General features: G+C 60.6%; 23 protein-coding genes. 18 read left to right on the top strand and 5 right to left on the bottom strand.

Annotated elements, in window-relative coordinates; translation table 11 throughout:
• Positions 1–114 precede the first annotated feature (114 nt).
• Positions 115–1,371: a site-specific integrase gene (locus EOA33_RS05755; RefSeq protein ID WP_127405166.1), complete on the top strand. Its 1,257-nt coding sequence runs from the start codon at positions 115–117 to the stop codon at positions 1,369–1,371.
• Here EOA33_RS05755 and EOA33_RS05750 read toward each other — a convergent pair.
• Complete coding sequence (locus EOA33_RS05750) at positions 1,325–1,621, bottom strand: AlpA family phage regulatory protein (RefSeq protein WP_127399894.1); 297 nt, start codon at positions 1,619–1,621, stop codon at positions 1,325–1,327. The two genes, EOA33_RS05755 and EOA33_RS05750, sit on opposite strands and share 47 nt — an antisense overlap.
• A 507-nt stretch (positions 1,622–2,128) precedes the next feature.
• Between EOA33_RS05750 and EOA33_RS05745 the strand changes: the two genes are divergently transcribed.
• The 5 genes from EOA33_RS05745 (at position 2,129) to EOA33_RS38875 (ending at position 8,504) form a co-directional block, all read left to right on the top strand.
• A complete protein-coding gene (locus EOA33_RS05745; RefSeq protein WP_127405165.1) occupies positions 2,129–3,319 on the top strand; it encodes a DUF932 domain-containing protein in 1,191 nt (396 codons plus the stop codon).
• Positions 3,320–3,485: 166 nt separating this feature from the next.
• Positions 3,486–5,582 (top strand): ParB/RepB/Spo0J family partition protein, encoded by a 2,097-nt coding sequence (locus tag EOA33_RS05740; protein ID WP_127405167.1) that lies wholly within the window; start codon positions 3,486–3,488, stop codon positions 5,580–5,582.
• A gap of 60 nt (positions 5,583–5,642) precedes the next feature.
• Entirely contained in the window at positions 5,643–6,695 is a 1,053-nt protein-coding gene (locus EOA33_RS05735) for a toprim domain-containing protein (protein ID WP_127400418.1), read from the top strand.
• 356 nt (positions 6,696–7,051) lie between these two features.
• Positions 7,052–7,981 carry a DUF2493 domain-containing protein gene (locus tag EOA33_RS05730; RefSeq protein ID WP_127405164.1) on the top strand — a complete coding sequence of 310 codons (930 nt, stop codon included), beginning with the start codon at positions 7,052–7,054 and terminating at the stop codon, positions 7,979–7,981.
• A gap of 355 nt (positions 7,982–8,336) precedes the next feature.
• Entirely contained in the window at positions 8,337–8,504 is a 168-nt protein-coding gene (locus tag EOA33_RS38875) for a hypothetical protein (protein WP_189347588.1), read from the top strand.
• Between the two features lie 258 nt (positions 8,505–8,762).
• Here the strand turns inward: EOA33_RS38875 and EOA33_RS05725 are convergent, their stop codons facing one another.
• From EOA33_RS05725 to EOA33_RS05705, 3 genes are all read right to left on the bottom strand, one after another.
• The gene (locus tag EOA33_RS05725; RefSeq protein ID WP_127400100.1) at positions 8,763–9,071 is read right to left on the bottom strand and encodes a hypothetical protein; all 309 of its coding nucleotides are present in this window, start codon (positions 9,069–9,071) and stop codon (positions 8,763–8,765) included.
• Positions 9,072–10,705: 1,634 nt separating this feature from the next.
• Entirely contained in the window at positions 10,706–10,894 is a 189-nt protein-coding gene (locus tag EOA33_RS05710; protein WP_127400101.1) for a DUF3606 domain-containing protein, read from the bottom strand.
• A gap of 27 nt (positions 10,895–10,921) precedes the next feature.
• On the bottom strand, positions 10,922–11,230 hold the full coding sequence (locus EOA33_RS05705) for a helix-turn-helix transcriptional regulator (protein WP_281033505.1): 309 nt from the start codon (positions 11,228–11,230) through the stop codon (positions 10,922–10,924).
• Between the two features lie 1,103 nt (positions 11,231–12,333).
• On the opposite strand from EOA33_RS05705, the gene EOA33_RS05695 reads away from it, so the two are divergent.
• The 5 genes from EOA33_RS05695 (at position 12,334) to EOA33_RS05685 (ending at position 15,291) form a co-directional block, all read left to right on the top strand.
• On the top strand, positions 12,334–12,801 hold the full coding sequence (locus EOA33_RS05695) for a YidB family protein (protein ID WP_127400102.1): 468 nt from the start codon (positions 12,334–12,336) through the stop codon (positions 12,799–12,801).
• A gap of 610 nt (positions 12,802–13,411) precedes the next feature.
• Positions 13,412–13,570 carry a hypothetical protein gene (locus tag EOA33_RS38870; protein WP_189363005.1) on the top strand — a complete coding sequence of 53 codons (159 nt, stop codon included), beginning with the start codon at positions 13,412–13,414 and terminating at the stop codon, positions 13,568–13,570.
• Between the two features lie 632 nt (positions 13,571–14,202).
• Positions 14,203–14,478, top strand: coding sequence for a hypothetical protein (locus EOA33_RS05690; protein ID WP_127405163.1), 276 nt, complete (start codon positions 14,203–14,205; stop codon positions 14,476–14,478).
• A gap of 323 nt (positions 14,479–14,801) precedes the next feature.
• On the top strand, positions 14,802–14,960 hold the full coding sequence (locus EOA33_RS38865) for a hypothetical protein (RefSeq protein WP_189375074.1): 159 nt from the start codon (positions 14,802–14,804) through the stop codon (positions 14,958–14,960).
• Positions 14,961–15,039: 79 nt separating this feature from the next.
• Entirely contained in the window at positions 15,040–15,291 is a 252-nt protein-coding gene (locus tag EOA33_RS05685; protein ID WP_127400105.1) for a hypothetical protein, read from the top strand.
• Positions 15,292–15,303: 12 nt separating this feature from the next.
• Here EOA33_RS05685 and EOA33_RS05680 read toward each other — a convergent pair whose 3' ends face one another.
• Positions 15,304–15,546 (bottom strand): hypothetical protein, encoded by a 243-nt coding sequence (locus EOA33_RS05680; RefSeq protein ID WP_127400106.1) that lies wholly within the window; start codon positions 15,544–15,546, stop codon positions 15,304–15,306.
• A 699-nt stretch (positions 15,547–16,245) separates the two neighbouring features.
• Here EOA33_RS05680 and EOA33_RS05675 point away from each other — a divergent pair.
• From EOA33_RS05675 to EOA33_RS05645, 7 genes are all read left to right on the top strand, one after another.
• Complete coding sequence (locus EOA33_RS05675) at positions 16,246–16,572, top strand: DUF736 domain-containing protein (protein ID WP_127282167.1); 327 nt, start codon at positions 16,246–16,248, stop codon at positions 16,570–16,572.
• A gap of 189 nt (positions 16,573–16,761) precedes the next feature.
• On the top strand, positions 16,762–17,022 hold the full coding sequence (locus EOA33_RS05670) for a DUF2285 domain-containing protein (protein WP_189375072.1): 261 nt from the start codon (positions 16,762–16,764) through the stop codon (positions 17,020–17,022).
• Positions 17,023–17,042: 20 nt separating this feature from the next.
• Complete coding sequence (locus EOA33_RS40280; RefSeq protein WP_348628220.1) at positions 17,043–17,516, top strand: DUF6499 domain-containing protein; 474 nt, start codon at positions 17,043–17,045, stop codon at positions 17,514–17,516.
• Complete coding sequence (locus EOA33_RS05660) at positions 17,407–17,910, top strand: DUF2285 domain-containing protein (RefSeq protein ID WP_127405161.1); 504 nt, start codon at positions 17,407–17,409, stop codon at positions 17,908–17,910. Before EOA33_RS40280 ends, EOA33_RS05660 begins: the two co-directional genes overlap by 110 nt.
• Before the next feature lie 127 nt (positions 17,911–18,037).
• Positions 18,038–18,319, top strand: a complete 282-nt coding sequence (locus tag EOA33_RS05655; protein ID WP_127282164.1) for a helix-turn-helix domain-containing protein — start codon at positions 18,038–18,040, stop codon at positions 18,317–18,319.
• 98 nt (positions 18,320–18,417) lie between these two features.
• Positions 18,418–18,936: a DUF2840 domain-containing protein gene (locus EOA33_RS05650; protein ID WP_127405160.1), complete on the top strand. Its 519-nt coding sequence runs from the start codon at positions 18,418–18,420 to the stop codon at positions 18,934–18,936.
• Between the two features lie 44 nt (positions 18,937–18,980).
• Positions 18,981–19,351, top strand: a 371-nt coding sequence (locus EOA33_RS05645) for a S26 family signal peptidase (RefSeq protein WP_245482246.1), incomplete at its 3' end; no start/stop codon positions are given.

Here is a 19,351-nt window from a genome sequence, read left to right as displayed (position 1 = left end):
TCATAGAGGTCTGATGACGGTACTTTTTTCAGGCTAAGGCTATGAAAATTAAGAAGAAGTTCCGCCAAAAGCCCTCAAAAAACCCGTGACGGTACTTTTGGAAAGGCAGTCGGGATGCTGACGGACGCCGCAATCAAGGCATTGAAAATAAAGCAGAAAATGTACAAGGTGGCGGATCGTGACGGGATGTATGTCCGCGTCATGCCTAGCGGCACGATCTCGTTTCGTCTGGATTACAGGCTCAATGGCCGGAGGGAGACCGTCTATCTCGGCAAGTACGGGCGCGATGGGATCTCCCTGCTCCAAGCCCGGGAAAAATGCCTCGATGCACGTCGAGCGGTTAGAGAAGGTCGCTCTCCAGCCGTCGAGAAGCAGCGCGACAAACGGCGACTGAAAGAAGCAAAGAGCTTTGGTCAGTTTGGAGAGAAGTGGCTGACCATGGCATCAATGGCGGATAGCACTCGCTCAATGCGCCGGTCAATTTACGAACGCGAACTCCTGCCGGTTTGGCGCAATAGGCTGCTGACCGAAATCACACCGGACGATCTTCGCGCCCAATGTGCCAAGATCGTCGAGCGTGGAGCGCCGGCAACGGCGATCCACGTCCGTGATATCCTCAAGCAAATTTACGGCTTCGCCATTCTCCATGGCGAGAAGGTGTCCAATCCGGCCGACGACGTAGGGCCGGCATCGATTGCTCACTTTGTCCCGAGAGATCGCTCGCTCTCCCCAACTGAAATCCGCGTCATGCTCAAGATACTGGAGAAGGTCGCAACACTGCCCACCATTCGCCTTGGCCTTCGCCTCATCCTGTTCACGATGGTTCGAAAAAGCGAACTTCAGGACGCAACCTGGGACGAGGTTGACTTCGAGAATGCGGTCTGGACCATTCCAAAGGAACGGATGAAGCGATCGAAGGCCCACAACGTCTATCTATCACGCCAGGCGCTCGACATCTTTGTTGCGCTCAAGACCTGCTCGGGGAACTCTCGTTTCGTGCTGCCATCCCGCTACGACGCGGACGCGCCAATGGCGCGCGCAACCTTCAATCGTGTGACCTATGCGGTGGCCGAACTGGCGAAGAAGGAAGGCCTGCCGCTTGAGCCATTCACCGTGCACGATCTCCGGCGCACGGGCTCTACACTTTTGAACGAACTAGGGTTCAACAGCGACTGGATCGAAAAATGCCTGGCTCACGAGGACGGCCGCTCCTCCCGCGGCGTCTACAACAAGGCGGAATACGAAGTTCAGCGCCGCCACATGATGCAAGAATGGTCCGATGCAGTGGAAGCCTGGGTCGAGGGAAGGAAGCGCCCCGTCGTCCTTATGCCCCCGATGATGACGGTCTTTGAGCCCGATCCAGCGCTTTGACAGGAGCGGTCTTTCTCAAACGCACATCTGGAGGGCTGGCTCGGGGAATTGGTGCTGCCCTGCGCGCATGGAGCCAGGCTTCAACCTCGGCCAAATCCCACACGACGCAACGGGGCGTAAGAGCGAAACGTCGCGGAAATTGCCCGCGCTGCTCCATTTCATAGATTGTGCTGTCAGCCAGAGGGACGATTTCACGTAGCTCCTTACGGCGGATCGTCCGCTTTATTGTAGCCTCCCTGGGATCAGTCATGGCGGCCTACCTTTCCTCGTGTCGCAGAACGATTGCTGCCGATAGCTGGCGAGGATGGAAAGGGCGAAAGTCGATAAGCGTATGTTGGGCGGTGTTTTCGCACATATCGGTCAGTCAGGGTCGCCATGACCCGGACCGAAGAAACGGTTATTCGACCTGACGCGCCTCGACGGATCGCATGCCGCTCCGAGGTCAAGCTTACCGAGGAAGCATTATATTGCGCCCTTCGCCGGGGGCTGTCGGTCCCGCATCCCGCCTTACGGCGGCGCTATGCTGATGCTCCTACGGCCGCCCTGTTGAACCGGTCTCAGGGCCACGAACCTGCTCCAGCACCGAACTGACTTACTCCCTCCGACGGGCATTTCGGTGCTTACGCCTTGTACGCCCTTTTTTGTGTTTGTCGGGAGAGCGGGGGCTCTCCCGACAAAGAGTCAGAGAAGGGCCGGGTTTTCGGCGACGGGTTGAGGCGGAAGGAGAGGCCTTCGGCGCCCGTCATGGAGACGACCCATGACACAAGTTCTGAACGCCACCCGTGATCTTTCCGGCGGCTTCAAGGTGGATTTGAGCCGCGGCGAGCGGATTGGTCGCGTGTCCTCGGAATGGTTTTCGCGGCCGGCCGACGAGCGCTACTTGTCCTTATCGGAGCTATTCGAGGCGGTGCAGACGCGGACCGAGCGCAGCCGGACGAGAACCGTGGAAAGCGCGGCTATTCGTGTAGAGGCAAGCCGCAACGATGCCGAGCGCCTGAAGCTGGTGCTGCCGGGCTCCGATATTCCAATCGCCCCAACCCATTGGAGTTTTGGCCAACTGGCGAGTCTGGTTGGCGCGCCGGCGGCCTATTTGCGCCAACTTCCAGCGCCGCTCGCCGGCATCAATCTACAATATGGCCTGACGTCTCACCGCTCCGAACAGGTGAAGACGCTTGAAATCGAGGATGGTCGTGTTGAGTTGCGTGCGGTCACCGGCCCGGACTACGGCCGCATCTTCGATCGCGAACTGGTCGCCGCCGTGCAGCGCATCGCCGGCAACGGCACAGGTGACACCCGGTGGAAGGTGCCGGGCGTCCTTGACTGGTCGACCAGCATTTATAATCCGCGAGCCGACATCACTAAGGACACCACGACGCTCTACGCCTCTGACCGCGACGTGTTCCTTTTCCTGGTCGACGATCTCAATCCGATCGAGGCTGGCCGGCTACGGGACGGCTCAGCCGATCTTTATTTCCGTGGCTTTTACTGTTGGAATTCGGAGGTCGGCGCCAAGACGCTCGGCATCGCAAGCTTCTATCTTCGCGCCGTTTGCCAGAATCGCAATCTCTGGGGTGTTGAGGAGTTCGAGGAGATTACCATTCGTCATTCGAAATACGCAGCTTCACGTTTTGCGCGTGAGGCCGCGCCGGCGCTTGCACGCTTTGCCAATTCGTCGCCCATGCCCTTCATCAACGGCATCAAGGCGGCGCGCGAGCGGATCGTTGCCCGTACCGATGACGATCGCGGCGACTTCCTGCGCAAGCGTGGCTTCTCAAAGGCGGAGGCGACCAGGATCATTGAGACAGTGCTGACCGAGGAAGGTCGCAAGCCTGAAAGTGTTTTCGACTTCGTGCAGGGCATCACGGCGGTGGCTCGCGACAAGACCCATCAGGATGCCCGGCTTGATCTGGAGGCGCGGGCGAAGAAGCTGTTCGACAAGGCGGTCTGACATTCTGGAAGCCAGGAGATGCACCGGTCTCCAGTTCTGTCCGCTTCGCGTCTTCTTTTTCTCGTGCTGCGGCGTCGTCCTCAAGAGTAACAGGGCGGCGCTGCGCTTTGTGACGGGTTGGAGGTCGAGAGGGTGGCTTTCGGCTGCCCGTCGCGGAGTAACATCGATGGCTGCTATTGCCAAAAAGATCACCCTGTCGTCTTCGCGCGACATCCCTTTCAACAAGCTTGTGCTCAGTCAGGCAAATGTCAGGCGCGTGAAAGCCGGCGTCTCGGTTGAGGAACTGGCCGAGGACGTTGCCCGCCGCGGCCTGTTGCAGGGGCTCAGCGTCCGGCCAGTCAAGGATGAAGCCGGAGTGGAAACCGGCATGTTCGAGATTCCGGCAGGTGGCCGGCGTTATCGGGCGTTGGACCTGCTAGTCAGGCAGAAGCGCCTCAGCAAAACCGCGCCGGTTCCCTGCATCGTGCGAGAGGATGGCATTGCCGAGGAGGACTCGCTGGCGGAAAACGTCCAGCGCGCGCCCCTTCATCCCCTCGATCAGTTCCGTGCCTTCCTCGCCCTTCGCGAAAAGGGCCAGTCGGAGGAGGAGATCGCTGCCGCGTTCTTCGTCTCGGTCGGTGTCGTCAAGCAACGCCTGAAGCTGGCTTCGGTGTCACCAGCACTGCTTGAGATTTATGCCGAAGATGGTCTGACGCTCGATCAACTCATGGCGTTCACCGTGTCCGGCGATCATGAGCGTCAGCAGCAGGTTCTCGAACGCCTGAAGGCCTCGTATGACAAGCAGCCCTATGCCATTCGGCGCATGCTGACCGAGGGCGCGGTGCGTGCGTCAGACAAGCGGGTGCAGTTCATCGGCATCGACGCCTATGTCGATGGCGGTGGCACAGTCATGCGCGACCTGTTCCAAGGCGACGACGGTGGCTGGCTGCAGGACGTCGTCCTGGTTGATCGGCTGGTCGCAGACGAGATGGAACGCCAGGCGGAGGCAGTTCGCGCAGAAGGCTGGAAGTGGATCGAAATCGCGCCCGATTTCGCCTACGGCCACGCCTTCGGTCTCCGCCAGCTGCGCGGCGAACCGTCCCCCCTTAGCGCCGAGGAGGAGTTGACGCGCAAGGCCTTGCAACTCGAGCTCGATCGTCTGTCGGAGGAATATGACAGCCTCGAGGACCTTCCGGACGAAATCGATCAGCGTCTGGCTGAGTTGGAGACTGGACTTCAGTCCTTCGAAACCCGGCCACTCACCTTCGACCCGCTCGAGGTTGCCCGCGCCGGTGGCTTCATCAGCATCGCGCCAGACGGTTGTCTTCGCGTCGAGCGCGGCTACGTCCGTCCCGAGGACGAGTTGCCCATCGAGACACAGCCAAGCGAAGAGGGGGAGGAACCCTTGGAGGCTTCTGCCGTCCGAGACGGGGGCAGCGTTTCGGCCGACAATGAGCCGCTGGCCGACCCCGAAGAGGATGATCGCATCTCGCCGATCTCTGACCGGCTCATGACGGAACTGACGGCACATCGCACGCTCGGCCTCCGTCAGGCGCTCGGTGGAAATCCGGACATAGCCTTCCTCGCCGCCTTGCACGCGTTCACGCTGAAGATCTTCTACCAATATGGGTCGGATAGCTGCCTGGAACTGGACTTGAAGAGCGTCAGCTTCGGCGCCCAAGCGCCAGGATTGAACGACAGCACCTGCGCACAGGCGATCCGTGTCCGACACGACGACTGGGCCAACGCGCTGCCGAAGGAAGCCACCGACCTTTGGGACGCCCTTCGCGGCTGGGATCGCGATCGCCAGGCCGCGCTTTTCGCCTATGTCGTCAGCATGTCGGTCAACGCTGTGCATGAAGCATGGAACAGGCGCCCGCGCGCTCTCGCCCATGCCGACCGGCTGGCACACGCCATCGACCTCGACATGACGGCGGCCGGCTGGCGGCCGTCTGTCGACAACTTCCTCGGGCGTGTCACAAAGGCGCGCATTCTCCAGGCACTCACTGAAGCGAAGGGCCAGGAAGCCGCTGACCGAATAGCGCACCTCAAGAAGGGCGACATGGCGAGCGAGGCGGAGAAGCTGATCGGGAGCAGCGGTTGGCTACCTGAGCCCCTGCGCACCCCGGGAAACGGGAATACAGAAACGAATGAGACAGGATCGCCGCAAACGGTGGTCGAAGCGACGGCGGGGAACGACGGCGAATTGTCCGTGGCCGACACCGAGAGCTTCGCTGAAAATGACGATGCCGCGAATGAGCCTCATACGATCGCTGCTGGATGATCAGTGGCAAGTCTTCATCTGGCCCGCCGGAGACGGCGGGCATTTTTCTGGAGGCGGACCGTGTCTAGAAGCCCCAACGACCTCGCGCACCGGCTCGGCCGGCAGGCGGAGGCGGTATGTCGCAACTATCTTTCGAACGGCCGGCGCCAGGGCAACTATTGGCTTGTAGGCGACGTCCGAAATACGCCTGGGCGATCGATGTATGTAAGGCTGAGGGACACTCCAAAGGGTCCCGCAGGCAAATGGACTGATGCTGCTACCGGCGAGCACGGCGACCTGCTGGACGTGATCCGCGAGAGCTGCGGCCTGACCGACTTTGCCGATATCAGCGTGGAAGCCTGCAATTTTCTGAGCTTGCCGCGCTCCGAACGGCAGCCAACGGCATCGAAGCAGACCAGGGCGATGGCGCCTTCCGGTTCTGCGGAGGCAGCGCGGCGGTTGGTCTCTATCTCGCGGCCGATTTTACGGACGCTCGTTGAGACGTACTTGTGCGGCCGCGGCATTACGGCTTTGCATGAAACGGGATGTCTACGCTTCCACCCGCATTGCTACTACCGTCCCGAAGATAGCGGGCCGACTGAGATCTGGCCGGCGATGATCGCAGCGGTCACTGACCTCAACGGAGACGTGACTGGCGCTCACCGCACCTGGCTCGATCCGAGCGGATTCAGCGATGCCCATCTCGGCCGCGCTCCGATCGAGACACCGAGACGAGCATTGGGCGACCTGCTCGGTCACGGTGTCCGCTTCGGCTTTTGCGGCGATGTCATGGCCGCCGGCGAAGGCATCGAGACGATGCTGTCGCAACGCATAATCCTGCCGACTATGCCGGCACTCGCAGCGTTGTCGGCGGCACATCTGTCCGCAATCCAATTCCCTGGTACATTGCGGCGGCTCTACATCACCCGTGACAATGATCCGGCAGGCGAGGGCGCAGTGGCAACCCTCCTTGAACGCACCAAAGCGGCCGGTATCGAGGCGATGGTCCTGACGCCGCAACTCGGCGATTTCAACGAGGATCTGCGCCTGCTCGGTGCCAATGCCCTGTGGGCGATCCTGCGGGTGCAGATCGCGCCGCAGGATGTCTCGCGCTTCATGGCGCTGGCGGCCTGACCGGAAGGGGAAGAAGGGAGGCGTGCCAGCGATGTGTGGCTTGGATGGGCGGATGCACCTTCGCCGGGCGAGGGCCGGCCCACGGCCTTCCAGAGGGCGATCGGGCGCCGGCCGGTCCGGACAGGCAATGGCTACGCCCGGCTATTTTCCGGCGGCCCTTGCCACCCCGCGCGGCGGACCGCGCGAGACCCCGTCTGCGGGCCTTTCCATCGCGAGACAAAATAGCCGGGCTCCGCAATCCTCCACTTGCGTTCCGGCCCTGCGCTGCCGTTTAGGGTGCAGGTCCGGACCGTCCATCGCCTTCGTCGCCATGAAGGCCGCGATGGGCGCGGCCGATCCCGCGAAGGCAAGCCGCCATGAACACCGAGCACGACACCGGCTTCGAGCCGCAATCCGCATCATCACCAACCGATCATGTCCTTCAGGAGCTTCAGCTTTACGGTTTCCGTCCCTTTGACGACGAACCCGACCCGCGCCCGCTTCCCGAAGGCAAGGTGGTCGCAGCCAGCATCGCCGATATCTTCGACGCTCTCGTGGTGGCAATGGCCGACACACGCCTTGAACCCGATCTCGAGGAACTCCTGTGGGGAACGGTTAACCTGTTCCATCGCGCGACCAGGCGGATCGAGGGGGAGCTCGATGAAAACGAGCTTAGCCAGCTGCGGCTGCAGCGCGAACAGGACGGATCCGAGGTCAAGTCGGTCGAGCTCGAGCGCCTCATCGCCCAAGGTCAGACCCTGCTCGAACGCCGCAGCGCTTTCGAATTGATGCGCGACCAGGCCGCCGAGCACTACGAGCGTAACACCCATTCGATCTGGCGCCCGCGTTTCGGTTCTGTCGTCAACCATCGCCACCTGACCGCGGCAATGATCGACAGCAGGGACTTCGTTGCCGCGAGAAAGCATGCGGACAGCCAGGTGCTGTTGCCACCCGGACCGAAAGTCGCTTTCACCGGCGGGCTCGATTTCAACGACCATCGGCTGATCTGGGCCAAGCTCGACCAGGTCCATGGCAAGCATCCGGATATGGTCCTGCTGCATGGCGGATCACCAAAAGGTGCCGAGTTGATCGCGGCCAAATGGGCTCACAGTCGCAAGGTGCCACAGATCGCCTTCAAGCCGGACTGGATCAGGCATGCCAAGGCCGCGCCCTTCAAGCGCAACGACGCCATGCTCGACATTCTGCCGATTGGCGTCATTCATTTCCCCGGCTCCGGCGTTCAGGACAACCTTGCCGACAAGGCCCGCAGGCTCGGCATTCCGGTGATGAAATTCGGCGCCACGTGAAGAGGCCACCTTTTCACTCGCCGCAAGTCATTCGCCCCGATTTCCGTCGCTGCCGGCGCATTGATCCGACGACCGTTTCTGCCGATGTGGCGTCGATGAAAGCAAGGCGGCGAACCATGAGGTTCTCATCCCTTCTCGTCCTGGAATGGAGAACAGGGAACCGATCCCCGCGTTTGTCGACGCAATTCCTTGATCCGGTCCGAAGGCCTGATGCCATCAACCCATAAAGGGTCGGACTACGCCAAGCGTGCCGCCGTTCCGGCTTGCCTTCACGGTGATTGCGGCCCTCGGCCGGACACATCGGGCGCCTGTCGCGCGGGGATCGCTCCCCGCTTCCAAAGCAGGAGCCGGAAAGATGTCCCTCATGGAAGCCAACGCCTTCGCCTTCAGCCTCGCCACCAGCCTCATGGTCAGCATCGTCATCTTTCGCGCTGGCGACGGCACGCTCGCTGTCTCACCGGCAGACGAATACGACGGCGACCCCTCCGAGATCGTCGGTGAGATAGACCCCCACGCCTCATGAATCGTCGCGACTTTGCCGACGGCCCGCGTGGCGCGGCTGCCTCTCGAACACCCGTGCCGGCAGTATCGTCAGCCTGTATCTTTGCGTGGCGTCGTTCGCGCCGCTTTGAGGGTGCCCGGCGAAGGCGCGGGGCTATCGCCTAACATTTGTTAGCGCGGAATACCTGCCTGCCGTGCGAGCATATTTGCGGCTCGACCCTCGCGGGCTCTAGGGTCGTGACCACCTCTTGCCCGCTGGCTTCGGCCGGCGGGCTTTTTGTTACGTCGCCTTATCGACCAGCGGCGTCTTCCGTTTCGGCGCCACGTAGCTGGTGACAAGCCGCACCGTGTTGAGCCTGACCGTTACTGGAACGCCAAGGTTCACCGTCACTCTGTCCTCGTAGACATGCGTGACGTCGCCCACCAACTCGACCTTCTGCCCGCTGCTCACGTTTGGCGACCGGTCAACGATGGAATGCGGCTGGTGGTAGGAAGGGATCAACACGGCGACCCGATCCTCAGTCACGCGCTTGCGCACGGTCGCGGTGATCGCGACCTCGTCGCCGACTTTGATGCTGCCCTTCGCCATGAAGGAGACTCTGGGGCGCAGGGCGGCATAGTCAAGCAGTTGCTAAAATAGACCATTGCAGGAGGCTCATTCGGACCTCAGTCCACATCGCATGATGAGGCCTGATCGGATACGTTTTGCTCCTCGCCGACTGTTGAAACCACTCCTCCCCGGATTGGAAGATGTCGGCGGCTAGCCCGGCTCGCAAGTCCTGTGTCACCTCGACCAGCGAGCCGGGCTTGGCAAACAGCAACCCGATGGTCGGGGATAAGCGCTTGTTGACCGCCGGGCCTAGCCGGCAAGGCTACCGGCTGGCGACGTTATCGGCCCTTCCATCTTCTGCTATTTGGCAAAAAACGGTGGGTGTCGGGTTCCTCTATCCGCAAATCGGATGAGCCCAGAGTCGCGACCCACTCGAAACAAAAGCCAACTTCAGCGGTTCCTGTCATTGGAGGAACCGTTATGTGCTCGGCAATCCACAATGAAGATGAGCGCATCGCCCATCTAAAGCTGTTGGCGGAGCGACTGATGAGGGAGACTGGCATCGGGCAGGAAGAGGCGAAGCGACTGGTCGAGTTAATTGGAACTGATTGGAATTCGCTGCTTCGCGAGGCTAGGTTCCTGAAAGGTCGACACTAGAGGGTTGCCGGCCGGCACTAGCGGATCCGCTGGATGCGGCCTTTGTCGAGTCGAAACACCCCGTCCTGGCCGCCCTGCTTCTCAAAGTCGGTTTGGATCTCATCCCAGGTGCCAAGGTACTTTCCGCAATCATCGCAAAAAATGGGCGTATCCGGACGAGCGTCATCGGGGATCCTGAGCCTGATGGTGAGGCAGTATCCGTTCACCGTGTGCTCTGATTGGCGCTGGATCCGTTCCACATTATGGAGTCTGGGGCCGTCGGCTGCCTCGTCAAGCGGATGCTAATATTTGTGTCCGGACATGGAACAGACCTTCGCGGTCGCGGTTCTATCTGGAGCGGTCATCTCCCGCTTCTGGGTGGCCAGAGAGCCCGTCGCCATGTCCTCCAGGCGACGGGCTCTCTCGTGCCTCCTTGGAGGTACGAAGTTTTGAAAGCGATCGCCACAACTCGGTCTCGTCGGTAGATCCGTTGTCGAAAACTTCGAAGATTTGAGAGGCAAGATATTCCCTCTGGTCCCTGTCCTTGAGGGCTAGCCGGCGTTCTTTGCACAGTCGGTCAAAGACCCGCTGGAGCAAGTCCAGATCAGCGGTTCGTACCCACCACTGTTGCGCGACAATGACATCGTTGCCGCCCTAAAACCCTGGTCGGAATTATCTCACACTGCAGGGCTGGCGCGAAGAAAAATCAGCAGGTCTGTCGGCGGTGGATAGCGTCTCAGCCATCAGGGGACAGTTTCAGGTCTGGCGGATTTCTATCGCGAGCGGCCAGTCCCCCCGCCGCTCCCCAAGCAAAAGCCCGTCGTTCTCTCCCCGAGACGGCGGGCTTTGCGTTTCCTGCAGGTATCGCGCCACGTCGACATACACTGTCGGATGCTCGCCTACGGCAGGGTTTGAGGCGCTTGTCGCGTCAAGCTGGGCATGATCCGGGGCCGATGTAGACAAGGTCTGGTGGTCGGCCCGGTGATCAGGGCAAGGCGGCTCGCCTCATTGGTGGTCTCACGTCTGGGAATTTCTCGTCATCGTCCTGGCAATGCCTTGGCAGCCTTGGTCAGGGTCGCGCGATCATTGCCGTGCTTGCGGATGAGTTCTCGAACTTGAGCCGGTGTGATGTTGTTCTGCAGGGCGAATAAATTCACCTCATAGTCATCGTCAAGCGAGATTTGGCCTGCGGCGCGGAAGTCGGCTCTGCTTTTGTCCTTTGCCATTTGGGGACTCCTTCCGCCAGAATCTCCTTACGTCGAGGAGTTTCTTCCCGCGCCCTGTGTCTGCCGACGGCGCCACGATCTGTTGCCGGTGTGGCGACCACCAGTCTGACCCTCAGAGCGCGATAGTGATGGGCTCCCTTCGGCGGAAAAGACAATTCCCGACCCTTCGAAAGCCAGCAGCATAGCGGCAACTTTGCGGGGATGCGGTTTCCTTAGCCCGTTCTCAAAATCGCTGATCGTCGTTTCGCTAAGATTGCACTTGGCGCCAAGCCGCACGCGCGACCACTTCAATAGCGTTCTTGCTGCTCGCGACTGCTCTGCTGTCAGTTTTCGCACTTCACGGACCTCCTGTTGACCAATAGCGGACTGAACGGAAGGTTCCGGAGCATTTCAGGGTTTGCTAACGGAACTGAAACGGCCATGCGATATTGAATCAGATTCGATGTTGCATGGGGTTCGATGCGTAAGCGTGCCGGGGACCAGTTGTGCTTTGATGTCGACACGGAGCGGGCCTTTTTCGTTATCGGATCCAAACGGCCCTCCCCATTGCCACTTGCGCTTAGCAATCGGGACTTGGTCGCAAGCTCGTGGCAGCCGTTTACCTAGGCGAAGCGACGGGCCGATTCGCTTGCGCCGCCGCCCAAATTTGACCCTTTCCGTGCAGGAATGAACGGGGCGGTTGTGACCGCAGGCGCGATGGCGCTCTTCCACCGGCTTGCTGTTATCGACCACATGACGGGGGCAATCGGCGTCATCATCCTTTTCGGATTTGCGCTGCCATACTTCCATCTGCGGAGCGAGTATCGAAGGCACTCGGAGGCCTTCGAGGCTGAGTATGCCAGTCAGTTGGACCTGGAGAGGGCACGAGAAATGAGGGTGCCTGCTGTCAAGACAAGCTCATCTCCGCTGAGACGAACCGTCAGCCGATGAGAAAAACCCGCCTGCCGGCAAAACCCGCCCGGGTGGCCGCCCCCGCTGGAGCACCCGTTGGCAGGGTCCTAAGTCAATTTAGCAAGTTGAAACACAACGCCGGTGGGCCGTTTGCAGCGTGCCAGACCACGCTCTGGCTATTCCAGTAGACCTCCCGTTGGCCTCGGCCGGCGGGCCTTTTTTGCCACACCGGCTGCCTCCAGTGCTTGTCGCATGCGTCTGAGATTGCCCGGACCCGGAATTCGGTGGCCTTTCTCAAACTCGCGCATCGTGGGGCAGCGCGTCCAGGAGGCTCAAGGAGGCCCGCAGAAGGGTATGAAGCGGCCGGCGACGCAATGGGTGAAGCCGGGGCTGATCGGCCGTATCAAGCATCTGCGCGGCGAGGACGACTTGCGGCATGCCTCGCTGCCGGATTTCACGGAAGAGACGGGCTAGCGCAGCAGCATCACATGGACGGGCGGAACCTTTGCGATCACGAAACCTTCTCCTGTGATCCAAGGGAGGAAACCATGGCAAATCTGGGAAGACTGGCTGTCGCAGTGCTTGGCATTCTAGCCTATCAAAATCGCGAGAAGATCGGAGACTTGATCCGAGGAAATCGCGATCCAAACAACCCGCAGGGAGGGCTCTTGGATCAGTTATCCAAGGGCGTGTCCGGGACGGCGCTTGGGGACATCCTCGACCGCTTCAGAAATGCTGGAGCGGGGTCGAAGGTAGATTCGTGGGTTAGCAGTGGACCCAATCAGCCGATCGAACCAAAGGACGTGGAGAACGCAATCGACGAGGACACCCTCACTTCTCTTTCGATGCAGACTGGTCTGTCACGCGATGAGCTGATTGCCAGGATCACCAAAGATTTGCCTGAAGCGGTCGACAAGCTGACGCCAGAGGGCGAATTGCCGGCTGCAAACCCGAGCATAGAGACCGAGGAGATCACACTCCTCGATCAGGTGCCGCCACGCACTCCCGAGCGGTAGGGCGGAGACCGCTTCGGCCATCACCACTGGAGCGAGCTTAATCGCACTCACCGAAAGGATAGGTTGTGGGACCGTTACCTGAGTTTCAATATTCTGAAACTCCGGGTTCGTTGGTGGAGTGTGGCCGGCCTGCTATCCTGTGTCCATAGTAGAAGCAGGCCGGGCTACGTGCCGGCGCAAATGTCATATCCGGCTGCCAATCCCAACCAGGAACTTTAGCGCTCTCTAAAGGTTCTCCCCCGGAATCCTGTACAACACCCGCCAGTGGAAACCATGGCCGAGTTGGCATTCGCTTTCGTATATTGCTCAGCGCTGACCGGCGGTGACGTGTTGGGCGCCTTGGCGTCTTTGTTGGCGGCCCTGCTTCTCTACAACGTCCTGCGTGAAGACCGGACAAACCACTAGCTGAGGCAGTCTGCCCGAGATCACGCCGAAGCCCATTCGAGCTACACTGGCAGCCGTTCGTAGCTTAGCCGTTCCTGACAAACCAAGTGGGCCCTAGGAATGACGGGCCAAATTTCCTGCTGGAACATTTCGGACGGTAAGCCGTTGTGAACCCATCCCGAAGCAGCCGACCAACAACAACGCCTCATACTTCGAATTCGACGTAATGCGCGAAGCGTTCAACCGCTGGGTGGATGAGGATAAGGTTCCTGAGGACCAGTGGCGACCGCGCGCAACGAAGCTCGTTCGGATTGTGACAGGCGATGACTACGTCGACCCCAACGTGGTCGAATGGATTGTACGCAAAAGCCCCGGCGCCGATTAACTTGGCACCCCACCCCTTTCAGGAGAGTTGAAGACTCCAAGACCGCCGACCCGAACACCGACGCGCATCTAGTTCCGGGCCAGAAATCCCTGTAAAACGCCGCGATGAAGCGAGCACGATCTATGCCGTCTATCACCCGCCCGTGTTCGGGCTTCCATTCCTCGCAGTGGTTCTAAAGCCGGACGGCACGACAATGTCTCGGCAGTTTGAGACCGTCGATGAGGCGCGCGCCTTTAACAAGTTTATAGCGCAGGCGGATCAATCAAGCGGCAAGACCCAGCATTAAAAAGGAAGCCCCAGCGTTGAGGGGGTCGGTGCTAGGGCTTGCATGTACGCTGTACCAGCATGACCTTACGTTAGCTTGCACTAATATTGTGAACGAAGGCTGAATAGGCGCCCGATAGCCCGTCGCTGGTGTGCCCCCACACCTAACGACGGGCTAAAGGTGGCCGGCGCCCGTTCGTTGGGGAGCAATGCCTGGAAGGCCGGCCTGGCGGCCCATTAGGACCGCCGCATATCTCGACTAAGATACCTCTTTTGGACATGGCGTGATCGCGTAAGCCCTTGGCAAGCGATCGGCGATCAGGAATATAATCCTATTAGGTGCGGCGACCTCATTCTCGAAGATCGCCATGACAATGAAATTCCCCTTTGTTGAAGACACGCTAGGCAAGAAGCTGGAGGCCGGGACAGGCATGTCGGTCGACTGCCTCACCTGCAGGCGCCATGTCGTGCTCGATGTCGCCGCGCTTGTGGAGCGTCTCGGCCCTGACCAACCGTGCCTTCATTGGGATCTGGCAAAGGTGATCTTTTGCCACGAGTGCCGCCGCGCCGGCCGAGATGACCGGAACCTGCAATTCACCAACCACGCGGCCCCACCGGACAAGCGCAAAGGCTGGAGTCCATGAAACGGGAGCGGCCCGGCAGGCTAGCGTGGGTAGGCCAGCAAACGCCGGGCCTAACCGGCGCTGGGTGTCGGGGGCGAACACGGCGCCGGCTGGCGAAACAATACGCTCTCGCCGAAATAGCAGGCACGTATCCATAAGGACGAACGTGGGAGTAGCCCAACGTTTCAGTGTCTCATCTCGGGACCGAATTGCTGGCATCAATTTTGCGTCAGACGCATTGCTGTTACAGCAAGGGATTTTTCACATTGCGACTGTCTGCTCAGCCTGCGCGAAGGCCAGGATCACCGAAGTGCATATACTCAGCGCCGCTGCAGATCGAGGATGTGCAGATCGACGAAAATGGCGATGTGACCGTCTCGATTATTGCTGGCGACATCTACTCGAAGAATTCCACACAGCGCTATCAGATCACCTTGACCGAAGCCGAAATCAGCATTCTCGCCCACGGCGTCAGGCCCCACAAAGCATTGACCGCCGGCTAGGCGGAGGGCTGGACACCGTGCTCATAGCCGGCCCTCAAATTTGAATGCCGCCACATTTGCTTTGTCTCACAGTGGCCGAATGTCGAAATACCTCTTCGAGGTTGTGAGAAATGGGCACTCTCTAGGCGATGCCTGGGTCGATCTCGATGGCCTGAGCGAAATGCGACGAGAGGCGCTAAAGGCTCTTCAAGACATAGCAGTCGACGAACTGGCCTCAAGCGATTTGGATGAATCCATGACCGTCTCCGTCTATGAGGAAGCCGGGCGGCTGGTCTATTCTGCTACCATCAGCGTGTCTCAGTCGTTTCCGGTTTCGCAGGAGTCCCACTAGGTCATCTAGAAATTAGATGGAGAGCCGTTTTTTGTTGGCTCTAATTTTCCTCCGATAGACGGCTGCGACCTTGCCCACCGATCCGGTAGCGAAGAGCGTACCGGCGAGCGTGGCCGCCTCCACTTTCTCAGTGATCATTTGCTTCGCTTCCCTCTCTGCCAATCTGCCTCCCCGGGCAATCCGCAGCGTTCGAAGCCAAATTACCTGGTGAGCTTCCAGCGCCGACAAATAAAGATCGAACCACGGATTGAACATTCGCACCTCCAGATCGCTCAGGAGAACGGCGGCATCGAATGTCGGTTCCTAAGTGGGGAGCGCACAGGACTGCAGGAGCGTGCCGGACGCGTCGCCGGTGGTTAGGACAGTGCAGGGCCAAAGCCTGCCGGAGCTTTCTTGGGCGTAGAGACACGACAACGATGACCGACGCCCTCATCCCTTGCCGACAAGCCGGCACGTGGATGCGGAAACAGCGATCGAATTTTGCACCGCAGGCATCGTCGTAGCCTGCGAACTCGGGAGACGTCTATGTGCAACGCCGAAGAGCCGGGTACCGGAGCCACCTCGCTATGCGCAGATTAGTCAATGCAGACGCGCGGGCCAGGTGCGAAGCGACTACCGTTTGCGTGGAGCCCCTGTTGCCGGGGTCAGATTGGCGCAGGTCACCTTTTCTCCTGGCACCTAGGCTGTCTTGGCCAACACCGATGCGGTCTCTTCGATTGGTGTTTCTGGTCCGAAGAACGGCTTCGCCTCAATCGCTTGTTGCGCAACGGTGCGTCACGACTTTCTTCCCCTGCCGGCTGTGCCGCCATTCCTCGCGAGCAACAAAGTCGCTCCAGCGCCGTCCTCCGCTGCGCTTCGGCCCTCCGGTGCGCAAGCGATCGCCTTCGACCTTTCGACCACCATCGAGCCGCAATGGTGCGGAGCTCGAGACAGATAGGATCAAGGAGAATTATCATGGCCACCATCGGCACCTTCAAGAAGTCCGGCAACAACGAGTTCACTGGCGAAATCGTCACTCTCAGCGTCCAGGCCCGCGGCGTGCGCATCGTTCCTGAAACCCGCGCCAATGGCGAGAACGCCCCCAGCCACCGGGTCTTCGTCGGCCGCGCAGAGATCGGCGCCGCCTGGTCCAAGCAGTCCAACGAGGGCCGGGACTATCTGGGCCTCAAGCTCGACGATCCGAGTTTCATCGCCCCGATCTTCGCCAACCTCTTCAATGACGAGGACGGTGAGGCCTACAGCCTGATCTGGTCCCGCCCGAGCCGCCGCGGCGCAGAATAAGAAGATACACGCGGTCCCGCCCGGTTCATCCGGGCGGGGCCTCTTGCCGTCAAACCGGGAAGCGACATGGCGCGCAGTGGGTGGCGATGTCGACTTAGCATCGTGTGATGCCCGCAAAGCGGCCTCCGCAGCTGCCGTGACCTCTGTAAGAACTGTGATTTCCATCTCGCGGGTTGGGGAGTGAAAACCATGATCGAGCCGTTCGACGACGCCGCGCCCACGGGGGAAGTACTTACCGAATACGACCGCAGCCACATCAAGCTCTACATGCGCTTGTTTGACGCCGACGCCGACGGCGCCGATTGGCACGAGGTGGTCAGAATCCTCTTCGGGATTGATCCGAAAGAGGAGCCACAGCGTGCCCGACAGGTTCATGACAGCCATCTGGCGCGGGCGCGCTGGATGACACGCACAGGCTACCGGCAACTTCTGCGTAAGACCGAAACCTAGCCAATATTGCCGCCTCGGTGATGCCAAAAAAGCATCACGCGATGTCCATCCAGGGTCTTCCGCCAATCCCAATCGCCGGAATCGATGCAGGCACGACTTGCAGTTTGACGAGGACCCACACGATGAAGCCGAACACGTCGCGTTGGGGGGACGATAACAGCTACGACTTCTTCGACAGCTTGCCAATCGAAGGACTCGCCTGGGAATGCCTGCGCCGCTCAGATTCATATCAGCGGCTCTACCTGGCGCTCGTTCGTTCGGGAACTGAGACGAAACCGTTTCCAGCAGAAGTGCAGAGACGCTGGGGGTTGCGATTTCGCGGCCCGTCCCGACCTGTCCGCATTGACGCAAGACGTTTTATGGTCACCTCTTGCCGATCCTGCCGTGCTGGCCCTCGCCCCGTCGCCGGACTTCCTGTCGTCCGACCCTTCCAGGGCGCTTGCCGGGGTCGGCCCTGGTCGCGACAGTCCGCAAGGTTCGCATGTCGTCCATGACAGCGGCATAGCAACACAACTTCTCCTCCTTCCCGGCGGTGACGAGAACCGTTCCCTTACAGCTTTGATACCGCTGGATTCTCAGACACTCGGACGGGTGGAGGCTCTCGTTCGTTTCTGGCGTGCCTACAACAGGCGGCCTGTTCCCCCCGATACGCGAATGACAATTCAACAGAGGCGCCGCCTGCGCCTGATGATGCGGGCCTCGGATGGCCGCGCCAATGGCGCCAGCTACCGTGAAATCGCGACCGCCTTCTACGGGACGGGGCGAGTTCTCGCCGCGCCATGGAAAACCTCATCCCTGCGCGACACCGTGATCGGTCTCGTCAAGGGTGGAAGAGCCATGATCGCCGGCGGCTATCTGCAACTGCTGCGCCATCGCAAGCGCTCCTAGCGCTCCCGGGTGGGAATATTGCGCCCCCCAATCTTCCCCATCCTCTGCGACGTCTCCTTTCCGCCACGGTTGTCGCTGTCCGCCGCTGAGCATCAGCGGTTCTCAAAACTCCCCGGAGGCTCGATACATGCGACCAGATCTAGCCGTTTTGCCGCCGCGCTTTCTGCGCACCAAGGAAGCTGCCGAGTTCCTCAGCCTGTCGTCCCGCACGCTGGAGAAACACCGCACCTACGGCACTGGTCCTGGCTATCGCAAACTTGGCGGTCGTGTCGTCTACGCCGTCGACGAGCTCCAGGCATGGGCTGAGCGCGGCGCAGTGACCTCGACTTCGGACCCACGCGGTTCCGTGCTTCCCGCCAAGCGGCATCCGCCGGCAGCTTTTGCGCCGACCGGTCGGTATGGGCGCTGACCTGTGCCCCGCGCCAAGGCGCGGTGAGTCACCACGCTGGCATCACCTCGGCGACGACATCTCGCCGCCTGCTTCCCCGTGAAATCAGGAGACAGCCAATGGGCACTGTCGTTGACTTCCGTTCAGGCCGCTCGGGGCTCGGCGCGATGGACGATGATGGCTTGACCCACGTCGAACTAACGTGGGTTGAGAAGAAGATCGAGTCCTGGATCCGCTTCGGTTCGGTCGCTCAGGAGAAGGTCCTCGACCGCCACCGGCGCATTGTTTCGTTTCGTCCTGGCGCCGTCTTTGCCTTCGTTCGCTGGGCCGCGAACGACTTCGGCACGATCATTTCCCGTGTCGATATCGTGCGCGTCGTTGGCGAGGGCGAAGCCCACCAGACGCTGCCTTTCGTGCGACCCGGCGGCGACATCCTGCTCAGGTCCGAGGGCTGGCCCAAGGTGGAGCGGGTGTTGCAAACGATCGATGGCATCGAGCAACTCGGCATCGATCCGCAAGCGGTCTCAGCCGATCACTGGCGGCATGTCCACAACCGATTGACGGCCGCACAGGAGCCACGCGCCTATACGCTGGATCTTCACCGCGCCCATTTGCTCCGCCGGCGGGTTCAGCCATGACGCGGCCCGTAATTTTCGTGGCGACCGCGTTGGCGACCACGGCCATGCTCTTTCCCGCGGCTACCGCGACGTCGCCAAGGTTCATCTGGAATGCTTCAGCCAGCACGCCAATCGGCCTGTACCTGATCGACGGCGGCGTGCCGTTCTCGGCAACCGATCTCGTTGCCATAGAGGCACCCGAACCGCTCGCAACATTGCTTGCCGACCGCGGCTATCTGCCGAAGGGCGTGCTGTTGCTCAAGCACGTCGTTGCAGTTTCTGGCCAGACCGTGTGTCGGAAAGGGCTCACCATTTCCGCGGATGGCACCGAAGTCGGCACGGCGCTCAAACGCGATCGCGCCGGTCGCGATCTGCCAGATTGGCAGGGCTGCCGGCCCATTCCCGTCGGCGCCGTCTTCCTGATGAACAGTCAAGT

Source organism: Mesorhizobium sp. M4A.F.Ca.ET.050.02.1.1 (assembly GCF_003997725.1).
GTDB lineage: Bacteria > Pseudomonadota > Alphaproteobacteria > Rhizobiales > Rhizobiaceae > Mesorhizobium.
Note: the sequence above shows the minus strand (reverse complement) of the source record. Positions and strands in the feature narration are given on the sequence as shown.